Genomic DNA, 12,835 nt, shown 5'->3' on the forward strand with positions numbered 1-12,835 from the left:
AGGCCGCAGAGGCAAGAGGGGTGACCTCCCGATGGCGTATCAGGCAGGAGGGCAGCGTCCGGCACCGCGGCCCGTCCCCGAGAGTCTCGAGGCCCAGGCGTATCTGCAGGACTACGCCACCCTCCTGGAGGCCGTTCCCTTTCCATCCGTCGTTCTCGACCACCGCTGGGACGTCGTTCTGTCCAACAATGCTTTCGCGTCACTTTTCCGTGAGGTGAGCCCGCATCCGACGGCGATGCCCGGCGACAACTTCCTCAGGTTCGTGCTGTTCCACCCCGACGCGGGCACGGTCCTCGGCGAGCACGAGTCCAGCTGGTGCCTGCCGATGCTCGCGCACTTCGCGGCCGCCGTCGAGCGCCACGGCCACGACCACGGACTGCAGTCCATCCGCCGCGACATCGCTCAGGACCCGATCATGGAGGCCGCCTACCGGCAGGGCCTGCCGCACTGGATCCGCGCGGTGGGCGAACAGGGCGTGGCGCACGACGGCGCCGTACGCCCCCTGACGCACCCCGATCCGCGCTGGGGCGCCACCGACTGCCGCGTGGTGGACGAGACCCCGAGGACGCTGCAGGACATGGGATACACACGGATGACCCTGGTACTGCGGGAGACCCGCCCCGCCCGCCCCAGGACCCGCACGCCCCGGCACGCGGCGGCGCACCTGAGGGTGGTGCCGGCCCCCGAGGCCTGACCGCACCCCGGTGGGGCCTGGGTGGCCGAGTGACCTGGGATGGCGTCCCTCATGTTCCGGACCGGCGAGGCCGGACGAGTGAGAGGGTCACAGTGCAGGTACAGGAACGGGGGCGGCGCGCCCGCCGGTGGATCACCTTCGGCGTGATCGCGTTCGGGGCGCTGTTCTTGGCCGTCGGGCTGATTCTCGCGGGGCAGTCGGCCTCGCTGCTGGCGGACGGGGAGCGTGCCCGGGGCACGGTGGTGTCCCTGGAGTGGCGCACCGAACACAGCAGCTCATTCCACAAGAACCGGTCGAGCGACAAGCCCAGGGCGTACCCGGTGGTCGAGTTCACGTCGGCGGACGGCGAGCACAGGACGTTCCGGGGCTCGGTCGGCTCCGATCCACCGTCGTACGGGGCGGGTGAGCGGGTCGACGTGCTCTACCGGGCGGATTCCCCCCAGGAGGCGCGGATCAACGGGTTCGCCTCGCTGTGGCTGCTGCCGCTGATCTTCGGCGGGCCCGGGTCGTTGGCCGTGGGGATCGGGACGGCCATCGCGTTGGTGATGCGCAGACGTTCCAGGGCCGCCTGAGCACTGCAGGTGATGTCCACATCAGCGGCACCGCGAGGTGATTGCGGCCAGCCGTGTGTGCGCCATGTTCAGAATCAGTGGTATGTGACATAGTACTGCCGTGAGTCAGCCACTGACCTGCGATGTCGTGATCGTCGGAGCCGGCATGACAGGCGCCGCCTGTGCCCTCTACGCCTGCCGCGCAGGCCTGGACGTCATCGTGGTGGACCGTGGCCCGGTGGCCGGCGGCACGACCGGCGCGGGGGAGGGCAATCTCCTCGTCTCGGACAAGGAGCCCGGCCCGGAGCTCGACCTCGCGCTTCTCTCGCACCGCCTGTGGGCCGAACTGGCGCAGGAGTTCGGGGAGGCCGTCGAGTACGAGGCCAAGGGCGGCGTGGTGGTGGCCACCTCTCCCGGCGGTCTCGTCGCGCTGGAGGAATTCGCCGCCGGGCAGCGAGCTGCCGGAGTGACCGCCACGACCGTCGCGGGCACCGAACTGTACGCACTCGAACCCCATCTGGCCCCCGGCCTGCCCGGCGCCGTCCACTACCCGCAGGACTCCCAGGTCATGCCCGCCCTGGCGGCCGCCCACCTCGTCCGGGCCTCCGGCGCACGCCTGTTCACCGGCCGGACGGTGACGGAGGTTCTGCGGGCAACTGACGGGAGCGTACGGGCCGTGCGCACAGACGGCGGCGACATCCACACTCCGGCCGTGGTCAACGCGGCCGGCACCTGGGGCGGCGAACTCGCCGCCCTCGCGGGCACCTCCCTGCCCGTCCTGCCGCGGCGCGGCTTCGTCCTGGTCACCGAACCGCTGCCGCGCAGGGTCCACCACAAGGTGTACGCCGCCGACTACGTGGCCGACGTGGCCAGCGACTCGGCCGCGCTGCAGACCTCGCCGGTCGTGGAGGGCACGGCCGCGGGACCGATCCTGATCGGCGCGAGCCGGGAACGGGTCGGCTTCGACCGGTCGTTCTCGCTGCCGGCCCTGCGCGCCCTCGCGGCCGGCGCGACCCGCCTCTTCCCCTTCCTGTCCGGCGTCCGCGCCCTCCGCTCGTACGCCGGCTTCCGCCCGTACATGCCCGACCATCTGCCCGCCATCGGCCCCGATCCCCGCGTCCCCGGCCTCTTCCATGCCTGCGGCCATGAAGGCGCGGGCATCGGGCTCGCCACCGGCACCGGCCACCTGATCGCCCAGACCCTGACCGCGAAGACACCCGACCTGGACCTCGCCCCGTTCCGCCCCGACCGCTTCCCCGAGGAGACCCCGTGAGCTCCCCACTGGACCTGGCACAGGCCGACCCGCGCCCGGCCTTCACGGTCACGCTGGACGGCCGGGAGATCGAAGCGTGGCCCGGCCAGACGGTCGCCGCCGCGCTCTGGGCAGCGGGCGTCACCTCCTGGCGCACCACCCGGGACGGAGGCCGCCCGCGCGGTGTCTTCTGCGGGATCGGCGTCTGTTTCGACTGCCTGGTGACCCTCAACGGCCGCCCCAACCAACGGGCTTGCCTCATCTCCCTGCAGCCGGGCGATGCGATCCGCACACAGGAGGGGACCGGCCATGACGACTGACCGCCCCCATCTCGCCGTCATCGGCGCGGGTCCGGCGGGCCTGGCCGCGACCGTGGCCGCCGCCTCGCACGGTGTGCGGGTCACGCTCCTGGACGCGGCCGCACAACCGGGCGGCCAGTTCTACCGGCAGCCCGCCGCCGAACTGCGCGCGCACCGGCCCCAGGCGCTGCACCACGACTGGCGGACCTGGGAGCGACTGCGGGACGGGCTCGACACATATGTAAAGGCAGGCGCGGTAACGCACTTGACGGATCATCATGTCTGGTTCGTGGAACGGCACGCGGACCGGTTCACCGTGCACGCCCTGCTCGGCCCCGAGCAGGAGGACCCGGCGACCGTGCACGCCGACGCCGTGCTCCTGGCCACCGGCGGCTACGAGAAGGTGCTGCCCTTCCCCGGCTGGACCCTCCCCGGCGTCCTCACCGCGGGCGGCGCGCAGGCCATGCTCAAGGGAACCCTCGCGGTTCCCGGACGTACCGCCGTGGTCGCCGGCACCGGGCCGCTGCTGCTGCCGGTCGCGACCGGTCTCGCCGCGGCCGGAGTGGACGTCGCCGCGCTCGTCGAGTCCGCCGATCCCAGGGCGTTCGTACGACGGTCCCGGGCGCTCGCGGCACAACCGGGCAAGGTCGCCGAAGGGGCCGGGTACGCGGCCCGGCTGCTGCGGCATCGCGTGCGCACCCTCACCCGGCACACCGTAGTCGAGGCGCACGGCACCGAGCGGCTGGAGGCGGTGACCGTCGCCGCGCTCGACGGCGAGGGGCGGGTCCGGCCCGGCACCGGGCGCCGCATCCCCTGCGACACCCTCGCCGTCGGCCACGGCATGCTCCCGCACACCGACCTCGCCGAGACCCTCGGCTGCCGCCTCGACGGAATGAACGTGCAGGTCGACGACGAGCAGCGCACCGACGTCCCCGGAGTCTGGGCCGCGGGCGAGACCACCGGCATCGGCGGCTCGGCCCTCGCGCTGGCCGAAGGCCACATCGCCGGACGCTCGGCCGCAGCCCGCCTCGCGGGCCGCGCACCGGACCCGCGCGAGTGGGCCGCGGCCGCCAAGTCCCGTACTCGACTACGAGAGTTCGCGGCTGCGCTCGACGCCGTGTACGCGCCGCCCGCCCACTGGAGCGAGCTGATCACCGACGACACCGTCGTGTGCCGCTGCGAAGAGGTCACCGGTGGCACGATCCGTGAGGCCGTCGCGGAGCTCGGCGCCGGTGACGTCCGCACGGTGAAGCTGCTGACGCGGGCCGGGATGGGCTGGTGCCAGGGCCGGGTGTGCGCACCCGCGGTCGCCGGGCTCGCCGGGTGCCGACTCGACCCGTCCAGACGGCCGTTCGCCCGTCCCGTACCGCTCGGTGTCCTTGCCCGCGAGGACACGCATCCCACCGAGAGAGGATCCTCATGACCGACCACCGTCCCTGGCGCGGCGTCCTCGTCGCCACCGCACTGCCGCTGAACGACGACCTCACGGTGAACCACGACAAGTACGCCGAGCACTGCGCCTGGCTCGTCGAGAACGGCTGCGACGGCGTCGTCCCCAACGGCTCGCTGGGGGAGTACCAGGTGCTCACCCCCGAGGAACGCGCCAAGGTCGTCGAGACGGCCGTCGCCGCGATCGGCGGGCAGCGGGTCATGCCCGGAGTGGCCGCTTACGGGGCCGCTGAGTCCCGCCGCTGGGCCGAGCAGGCCCGTGACGCCGGCTGCCACGCGGTGATGCTGCTGCCGCCCAACGCCTACCGCGCCGACGAGCGTTCGGTGCTCGCCCACTACGCGGAGGTCGCGAAGGCGGGCGTGCCGGTCGTGGCGTACAACAACCCGATCGACACCAAGGTCGACCTCGTGCCGGAACTCCTGGCGAAGTTGCACGGCGAGGGGTACATCCGCGCCGTCAAGGAGTTCTCCGGGGATGTCCGCCGCGCCTACCGGATCGCCGAACTCGCCCCGGAACTGGACTTGTTGATCGGCGCCGACGATGTCCTCCTCGAGCTGGCGATCGCGGGCGCGAAGGGCTGGGTGGCCGGCTACCCGAACGCCCTGCCGGCCGCGAGCGTGGAGCTGTACCACGCGGCCGTCGACGGCGATCTGACCACAGCGAACCAGCTCTACCGGCAGCTGCATCCGCTGCTGCGGTGGGATTCCCAGGTGGAGTTCGTGCAGGCCATCAAGCTGTCCATGGACATCGTCGGGCGGCACGGCGGGCCGGTGCGGCCACCCCGTATGCCGCTGCTGCCGCACCAGGAGGCGGTCGTCCGCGCGGCCACCGAGAAGGCCGTCGCCGCCGGACTCGCGTAACCCACAAGGAGGCAGGCCATGCGCAGCAGACTCGTCCTGCACGCCGTCGACTCGCACACCGAGGGCATGCCCACCCGTGTGATCACCGGCGGGATCGGGACCATCCCCGGCGCGACGATGAACGAGCGGCGGCTGTACTTCCGCGAACACCGCGACGACATCAAGCAGTTGCTGATGAACGAGCCGCGCGGGCACTCCGCGATGAGCGGTGCGATCCTCCAGCCGCCGACGCGACCCGACTGCGACTGGGGTGTCGTCTACATCGAGGTGTCCGGCTATCTGCCGATGTGCGGGCACGGCACCATCGGCGTCGCGACCGTGCTCGTCGAGACCGGCATGGTCGAGGTCGTCGAACCGGTCACCACCATCCGCCTCGACACCCCGGCCGGAGTCGTGGTCGCCGAGGTGGCGGTGGAGGGCGGCGCGGCCAGGGCGGTGACGCTGAGGAACGTGCCGTCGTTCGCGGTGGGGCTCGACCGCAAGGCGACGCTGGCCGACGGGCGGACGGTTACCTACGACCTGGCATACGGCGGAAACTTCTACGCCATCCTCCCCCTGGACCAGTTCGGCCTCCCCTTCGACCGCGCCCGCAAGGACGACATCCTCTCGGCGGGGCTGGCGCTGATGGACGCCATCAACGCCGAGGACGAGCCCGTCCACCCCGAGGACCCGTCCATCCGCGGCTGCCACCACGTCCATCTGCTGGCCCCCGGCTCCGACGCCCGCCACTCCCGGCACGCGATGGCGATCCATCCCGGCTGGTTCGACCGCTCACCCTGCGGCACCGGCACCAGCGCGCGCATGGCGCAGCTGCACGCGCGCGGCGAGCTCCCCCTGCACACCGAGTTCGTCAACGAGTCCTTCATCGGCACCCGCTTCACCGGCCGCCTCCTCGGCACCACCGAGGTGGCGGGCCGCCCCGCCGTCCTGCCCAGCTTCACCGGCCGCGCCTGGATCACCGGAACCGCCCAGTACCTGCTCGACCCGGAGGACCCGTTCCCCGCGGGGTTCGTCTTGTAGGCGGCCCGATAATGTCCGGTGACCCAAGGAGGACGATCACCATGGCCCAGCAGCATCGCCCCGCCCTTCCCTCGCTCGGCGGCCGGAAGCCCAACTTCCGGGAGAAGGTCGTGGACGTGCTGCGGGCCGCACTGATCTCCGGTGAACTGCGCCCCGGCCAGGTGTACTCGGCGCCGGCCCTCGCACCCCGCCTGGGCGTCTCGGCGACCCCGGTGCGTGAGGCGATGCTCGAGCTGGTGAAGGAGGGCATGGTCGAGATCGTCCCGAACAAGGGGTTCCGGGTCACCGAGGTCTCCGAGAAACAGCTCGACGAGTACACCCATATCCGGTCCCTGATCGAGATCCCGACGACCGTCGGCCTCGCGGCCACCGCCGACCTCGACGACCTGAAGGCGCTGCGCCCGCTCGCCATGGAGATCGTCACCTCGGCCGCGCAAGGCAACCTCACCGACTACGTCGAGGCCGACCTGCACTTCCACCTCGCACTGCTCACCCTGGCCGGCAACGACCATCTCGTGGAAGTCGTCAGGGACCTGCGACAGCGTTCACGGCTGTACGGACTGACGGCCCTGGTCGAGACCGGACGGCTGAAGGCCTCCGCCGAGGAGCACCTCGAACTCCTCGACGCACTGCTCGCGCGCGACACCGAGGCCGTGCGCGAGGTGATGGCCCGGCACCTCGGACATGTCCGGGGGCTCTGGGCCGCCCACTGAGAGCCCGCTTTCGCCATTACGCAAGCTGTTTGCATTTCTTGCGCTATTCTTGCGTGCATGACGCGACGACTTGCTGAGGTGGCGAAGAAGGTCGGGGTCAGTGAGGCCACGGTCAGCCGGGTGCTGAACGGCAAGCCGGGGGTCTCGGAGTCCACCCGGCAGGCGGTGCTCAGTGCCCTGGACGTCCTCGGCTACGAGCGGCCCACGCAGCTGCGCGGCGAGCGCGCCCGGCTCGTCGGACTCGTCCTGCCAGAGCTGCAGAACCCCATCTTCCCGGCGTTCGCCGAGGTGATCGGCGGCGCCCTCGCCCAGCTCGGCCTGACCCCGGTGCTGTGCACGCAGACCAAGGGCGGCGTCTCCGAGGCGGACTACGTGGAGCTGCTGCTGCAACAGCAGGTCTCCGGCGTCGTCTTCGCCGGCGGCCTGTACGCCCAGGCCGACGCCCCGCACGACCACTACCGTCGGCTCGCCGAGCGCAACATCCCCGTGGTGCTGGTCAACGCGTCCATCGAAGACCTCGGCTTCCCCCGTGTGTCCTGCGACGACGCGGTGGCGGTGGAGCAGGCCTGGCGCCACCTGGCCTCGCTCGGGCACGAGCGGATTGGACTGGTGCTGGGGCCGGACGATCACGTTCCGTCGGCCCGCAAACTGGCGGCCGCCAAGGCCTTCGGAGACCTCCCGGACGAGCATGTCGCGCGCGCGATGTTCTCCGTCGAGGGCGGTCACGCGGCCACCTCCCGGCTGATCGACCGCGGTGTCACCGGCTTCATCTGCGCCAGCGACCCGCTCGCCCTCGGTGTCATCCGGGCCGCCCGCCGCAAGGGACTGGACGTGCCGGGCCGGGTTTCGGTCGTGGGCTATGACGACTCGGCGCTGATGAACTGCACCGAGCCGCCCCTGACCACCGTCCGCCAGCCCATCGAGGCGATGGGCCGGGCGGCCGTGGAGCTGCTGAACGCGCAGGTCGGCGGAGGCTCCGTACCCGCCGAAGAGCTCTTGTTCGAGCCGGAGCTGGTGGTGCGGGGATCGACCGCGCAAGCTCCTCGTCCCTGAGATCCAATCTCCTGTCGAATAATTACAGATTCTGCGCGATATCTTGCGGACCCATGTCGGCGGTGCTTGAGTGTGCGGCGCCCACCGCTCCTGCCACGAGGGGTCCACCGATGAGAAGCACCGGGTTCCGCCGCACGTTCGCCGCGCTCAGCGTCTGCTCGCTCGCACTCGCCGCCTCCGCCTGCGGATCGGGCGACGACGGATCGGCGAGCGGGAAGACCCGTATCACCGTCAACTGCGAGCCGCCCCAGAGCGCCAAGGTCGACCGCGGGTTCTTCGAGCAGGACGTCGCCGCCTTCGAGAAGCGGCACCCGGACATCGACGTCGTCGCGCACGACGCGTTCCCCTGCCAGGACCCGAAGACCTTCGACGCCAAACTCGCCGGCGGTCAGATGGAGGACGTCTTCTACACGTACTTCACCGACGCCAGGCACGTCGTCGACATCCACCAGGCGGCCGATCTCACGCCGTACGTCAAGGAGTTGAAGAGCTACGGCACCATCCAGAAGCAGCTGCGCGACATCTACACCGCCGACGGGAAGATCTACGGCGTCCCGCGCACCGGCTACTCGATGGGCCTGATCTACAACCGGAGACTCTTCCAGAAGGCCGGCCTCGACCCCGACAAGCCCCCGGCCACCTGGGACGAGGTCCGCGCCGACGCCAGGAAGATCGCCGCACTCGGCAACGGGACCGTCGGATACGCCGACTACAGCGCCCAGAACCAGGGCGGTTGGCACTTCACCGCCGAGCTGTACTCCCAGGGCGGCGACGTCGTCAGCGCCGACGGCAAGAAGGCCACCATCGACACCGCCGAGGGGCATGCCGTCCTGCAGAACCTGCACGACATGCGCTGGGCCGACAACTCCATGGGCAGCAAGCAGCTCCTGGTCATCAACGACGTGCAGCAGCTGATGGGTTCGGGCAAGCTCGGCATGTATCTCTCGGCGCCGGACAACATCCCGATCCTGGTGAAGGAGAAGGGCGGCAACTACCATGACCTCGCCCTCGGCCCGATGCCCGGCGGCAAGGGCACGCTCATCGGCGGCGACGGCTACATGTTCAACAAGCACGACACGCCCGCCCAGATCCGCGCCGGCCTGCAGTGGCTCGACCACATGTTCCTCACCCCCGGCAAGGGCTTCCTCGGCGACTACGCCCGCGCCAAGAAGGCCGACGCCCCGGTCGGACTGCCCGAGCCGCGCCTGTTCACCGGCGCCGCCGACGCCAAGGACCAGCAGGTCAAGAAGGCCAACGCCAATGTGCCGGTGGAGAACTACCAGACCTTCCTCGACGGCAACCACGGCCTCCAGCTGAAGATCGAGCCGCCCGACGCCCAGCAGATCTACTCGGTCCTCGACTCCGCCGTCTCCGCCGTCCTCACCAAGAAGGACGCGGACATCGACCAGCTGCTGAAGGACGCCTCCGGCAAGATCGACGGCATCCTGGCGCGGGGCTGAGGACATGACGAAGACGGCCGAGCGGCAACCTGTCAGGACGGCCGCCGTCCATCCGGTCCAGGCGCCGTCCCCGGTAGGGGGCCGGGGACGGCGCCGCCTCGCCGACCAGGCCCGCGCCTACGCCTTCCTCCTCGGCGGCCTCATCTGCTTCGCCCTGTTCTCCTGGTACCCGGCGATCCGTGCCGTCGTGATCGCCTTCCAGAAGTACACGCCGGGCTCTCCGCCCGAGTGGGTCGGCACCGCCAACTTCACCCGTGTCTGGCACGACCCCGAGTTCACGGCCGCCTGGCGCAACACGCTCACCTTCACCCTGCTCGCCCTGCTGCTCGGCTTCGCGATCCCCTTCGTGCTGGCCCTCGTCCTCAACGAACTGCGCCACTGGAAGGCCTTCTTCAGGATCGTGGTCTATCTGCCGGTGATGATCCCGCCGGTGGTCAGCGCGCTGCTGTGGAAGTGGTTCTACGACCCCGGAGCCGGCCTCGCCAACGAGACCCTGCGCTTTCTGCACCTGCCCACCTCGAACTGGTCCAACGGCACCGACACCGCCCTCATCTCCCTGGTCGTCGTCGCCACCTGGGCCAACATGGGCGGCACCGTCCTGATCTATCTGGCCGCGCTCCAGTCCATCCCCGGCGAGCTGTACGAGGCCGCCGAACTGGACGGCGCCAACCTGCTCCAGCGCGTCCGGCACGTGACGGTTCCCCAGACGCGTTTCGTCATCCTCATGCTGATGCTCCTGCAGATCATCGCGACGATGCAGGTCTTCACCGAACCCTTCGTGATCACGGGCGGGGGTCCCGAGAACGCCACGGTCACCGTCCTCTACCTGATCTACAAGTACGCATTCCTCTACAACGACTTCGGCGGCGCCTGCGCGCTCAGCGTCATGCTCCTCGTGCTGCTCGGCGCCTTCTCCGCCGTGTACCTGCGTCTGACCCGCTCCGGAGAGGAGGACGCGTGAGTGCCACCCGCACCCTTGTCTCCCCTGCGACGCTGGCCCGCCCACGGGGGAGGGCCGTGTACTGGACGGTGTTCACCGTCGTCCTCGTCCTGTTCGCGCTGGCCTTCCTGTTCCCCGTCTACTGGATGGTGACCGGCGCGATGAAATCGCCGGACGAGGTGGCGCGGACCCCGCCCACCCTCGTCCCCGAGCACTGGCGCCTCGGCGGCTACACCGACGCCTGGGACCTCATGCAGCTGCCGCGGCACCTGTGGAACACGGTGGTCCAGGCGGCCGGCGCCTGGCTGTTCCAGCTCGTCCTCTGCACGGCCGCCGCCTACGCCCTGTCCAGGCTCAGGCCCGCCTTCGGCAAGCTGATCCTCGGCGGGATCCTCGCCACGCTCATGGTCCCGGCGCAGGCCCTGGTCGTACCGAAGTACCTGACCGTCGCCGACCTCCCGCTGATCCACACCAGCCTGCTCGACGACCCCCTGGCCATCTGGCTGCCGGCCGTTGCCAACGCCTTCAACCTCTACCTGCTCAAACGGTTCTTCGACCAGCTCCCGCGAGACGTCCTGGAGGCGGCTGAGATCGACGGCGCCGGGAAGCTGCGCAGCCTGTGGTCGATCGTGCTGCCCATGTCGCGTCCGGTGCTCGGGGTCGTGTCGATCTTCGCGCTGGTCGCCGTGTGGCAGGACTTCCTCTGGCCGCTGATGGTCTTCTCCGACACCGGCAAGCAGCCGATCAGCGTGGCACTCGTCCAGCTGTCGCAGAACATCCAACTGACCGTGCTCATCGCCGCGATGGTGATCGCCAGCATCCCGATGGTCGCCCTGTTCCTGCTCTTCCAGCGACACATCATCGCCGGCATCGGCGCGGGCGGCACCAAGGGCTGACGCCCTCCCTCCGACAGAAAGGCAAGCACAGTGGGACAGCCCCGCCATGCCCCCACGGAGTGGTGGCGCTCCGCCGTCATCTACCAGCTCTACGTCCGCAGCTTCGCCGACGGCGACGGCGACGGCACCGGCGATCTCGCCGGCGTCCGCGCCCGACTGCCCTACGTCGCCGAACTCGGCGTGGACGCTCTGTGGTTCAGCCCCTGGTACCTGTCACCGATGAAGGACGGCGGCTACGACGTCGCCGACTACCGCACGATCGACCCGGCCTTCGGCACCCTCGCCGAGGCGGAGAAGCTGATCGCCGAGGCCCGCGAACTCGGCATCCGCACCATCGTCGACATCGTCCCGAACCACGTCTCCGACCAGCATCCCTGGTTCCGCGCCGCGCTCCTCGGCGGCCCCGAACGCGAGCTGTTCCACTTCCGCCCCGGCCGCGGCACCCACGGCGAACTCCCGCCCAACGACTGGACGTCGCAGTTCGGCGGCTCCGCCTGGACCCGGCTGCCCGACGGCGACTGGTACCTGCACCTCTTCGCCCCCGAACAGCCCGACCTCAACTGGGCGCACCCGGCGGTCCGCCAGGAGCACGAGGACATCCTGCGGTTCTGGTTCGAGCGGGGCGTCGCCGGTGTCCGCATCGACTCGGCCGCCCTCCTCGCGAAGGACCCCGCCCTGCCGGACTTCACCGAGGGCTACGACCCGCACCCGTATGTCGACCGGGACGAACTCCACGACATCTACCGCTCCTGGCGTGCCGTCGCCGACGAGTACGAGGGCATCTTCGTCGGCGAGGTCTGGCTCCCCGACACCGAACGCTTCGCCCGCTATCTGCGCCCCGACGAACTCCACACGGCCTTCAACTTCGCCTTCATGACCTGCCCCTGGGACGCGCGCGGGCTGCGTACGTCCATCGACGAGACCCTCGCCGAGCACGCACCCGTGGGCGCCCCCGCCACCTGGGTGCTGTGCAACCACGATGTCACCCGCACGGTCACCCGCTACGGCCGCACGGACTCCGGCTTCGACTTCGCCACCAAGGCCTTCGGCATCCCGGCCGACCTCGCCCTCGGCACCCGGCGCGCCCGCGCGGCCGCCCTGCTGTCACTCGCCCTGCCCGGCGCGGTCTACGTCTACCAGGGCGAGGAGCTGGGCCTGCCCGAGGCCGACATCCCCCTCGACCGCATCCAGGACCCGATGCACTTCCGGTCGAACGGCGCCGACCCGGGACGCGACGGCTGCCGGGTGCCGCTGCCCTGGGCGGCCGGAGCGCCATACGCGGGCTTCGGCAGCCGCGCGGAGCCCTGGCTGCCGCAGCCGGCCGGCTGGACGTCGTACGCCGTCGACCGGCAGGACGCGGACGCAGGCTCGATGCTCGCCCTCTACCGCGCGGCCATCGGCCTGCGTCCGGTGTTCGGGGACGGGCCGCTCACGTGGCAGCCCGCACCCGAGGGCGTCCTCGCCTTCACCCGGTCAGGCGCCCGGTGCCTGGTGAACCTCGCCGACACCCCCCTCGGCCTTCCCGTCAGCGCCCAACTCCTGCTCACCAGCGGTCCCTTGGACGCCGAGGGACGACTGCCCAAGGACACCGCGGTCTGGCTCCGCGCCTGAGCCGCACCGCACCCTCCCCACCCTCCCGCACCCCCA

General features: G+C 70.8%; 13 protein-coding genes. All 13 read left to right on the forward strand.

Annotated features, from left to right (window positions below; genetic code table 11):
• Window positions 1-31: 31 nt before the first annotated feature.
• The 13 genes from ACIBW9_RS16655 (at window position 32) to ACIBW9_RS16715 (ending at window position 12,799) form a co-directional block, all read left to right on the forward strand.
• Window positions 32-694: a hypothetical protein gene (locus ACIBW9_RS16655; RefSeq protein ID WP_398955545.1), complete on the forward strand. Its 663-nt coding sequence runs from the start codon at window positions 32-34 to the stop codon at window positions 692-694.
• Window positions 695-786: 92 nt separating this feature from the next.
• The gene (locus ACIBW9_RS16660) at window positions 787-1,266 is read left to right on the forward strand and encodes a DUF3592 domain-containing protein (RefSeq protein ID WP_398955547.1); all 480 of its coding nucleotides are present in this window, start codon (window positions 787-789) and stop codon (window positions 1,264-1,266) included.
• A gap of 100 nt (window positions 1,267-1,366) precedes the next feature.
• Window positions 1,367-2,518: an NAD(P)/FAD-dependent oxidoreductase gene (locus ACIBW9_RS16665; protein WP_398955549.1), complete on the forward strand. Its 1,152-nt coding sequence runs from the start codon at window positions 1,367-1,369 to the stop codon at window positions 2,516-2,518.
• Window positions 2,515-2,817, forward strand: a complete 303-nt coding sequence (locus tag ACIBW9_RS16670; RefSeq protein WP_398955551.1) for a (2Fe-2S)-binding protein — start codon at window positions 2,515-2,517, stop codon at window positions 2,815-2,817. The genes ACIBW9_RS16665 and ACIBW9_RS16670 overlap by 4 nt, the downstream gene beginning before the upstream one ends.
• On the forward strand, window positions 2,807-4,219 hold the full coding sequence (locus ACIBW9_RS16675; RefSeq protein WP_398955553.1) for an FAD-dependent oxidoreductase: 1,413 nt from the start codon (window positions 2,807-2,809) through the stop codon (window positions 4,217-4,219). Before ACIBW9_RS16670 ends, ACIBW9_RS16675 begins: the two co-directional genes overlap by 11 nt.
• The gene (locus ACIBW9_RS16680; RefSeq protein WP_398955555.1) at window positions 4,216-5,106 is read left to right on the forward strand and encodes a dihydrodipicolinate synthase family protein; all 891 of its coding nucleotides are present in this window, start codon (window positions 4,216-4,218) and stop codon (window positions 5,104-5,106) included. Before ACIBW9_RS16675 ends, ACIBW9_RS16680 begins: the two co-directional genes overlap by 4 nt.
• An 18-nt stretch (window positions 5,107-5,124) precedes the next feature.
• Window positions 5,125-6,126, forward strand: coding sequence for a proline racemase family protein (locus tag ACIBW9_RS16685; RefSeq protein WP_398955557.1), 1,002 nt, complete (start codon window positions 5,125-5,127; stop codon window positions 6,124-6,126).
• Between the two features lie 41 nt (window positions 6,127-6,167).
• Window positions 6,168-6,839, forward strand: coding sequence for a GntR family transcriptional regulator (locus ACIBW9_RS16690; RefSeq protein WP_398955559.1), 672 nt, complete (start codon window positions 6,168-6,170; stop codon window positions 6,837-6,839).
• Window positions 6,840-6,896: 57 nt separating this feature from the next.
• Window positions 6,897-7,892: a LacI family DNA-binding transcriptional regulator gene (locus ACIBW9_RS16695; RefSeq protein ID WP_398955561.1), complete on the forward strand. Its 996-nt coding sequence runs from the start codon at window positions 6,897-6,899 to the stop codon at window positions 7,890-7,892.
• A 110-nt stretch (window positions 7,893-8,002) separates the two neighbouring features.
• Window positions 8,003-9,352, forward strand: a complete 1,350-nt coding sequence (locus tag ACIBW9_RS16700; protein ID WP_398955563.1) for an ABC transporter substrate-binding protein — start codon at window positions 8,003-8,005, stop codon at window positions 9,350-9,352.
• A gap of 4 nt (window positions 9,353-9,356) precedes the next feature.
• Entirely contained in the window at window positions 9,357-10,313 is a 957-nt protein-coding gene (locus tag ACIBW9_RS16705; RefSeq protein WP_398955565.1) for a carbohydrate ABC transporter permease, read from the forward strand.
• Window positions 10,310-11,188, forward strand: coding sequence for a carbohydrate ABC transporter permease (locus tag ACIBW9_RS16710; protein WP_398955568.1), 879 nt, complete (start codon window positions 10,310-10,312; stop codon window positions 11,186-11,188). The genes ACIBW9_RS16705 and ACIBW9_RS16710 overlap by 4 nt, the downstream gene beginning before the upstream one ends.
• 30 nt (window positions 11,189-11,218) lie before the next feature.
• Window positions 11,219-12,799, forward strand: a complete 1,581-nt coding sequence (locus ACIBW9_RS16715; protein ID WP_398955570.1) for an alpha-amylase family glycosyl hydrolase — start codon at window positions 11,219-11,221, stop codon at window positions 12,797-12,799.
• The last annotated feature ends 36 nt before the right edge of the window (window positions 12,800-12,835 follow it).

It is taken from the genome of Streptomyces sp. NPDC049541 (assembly GCF_044465725.1).
Lineage (GTDB): Bacteria > Actinomycetota > Actinomycetes > Streptomycetales > Streptomycetaceae > Streptomyces.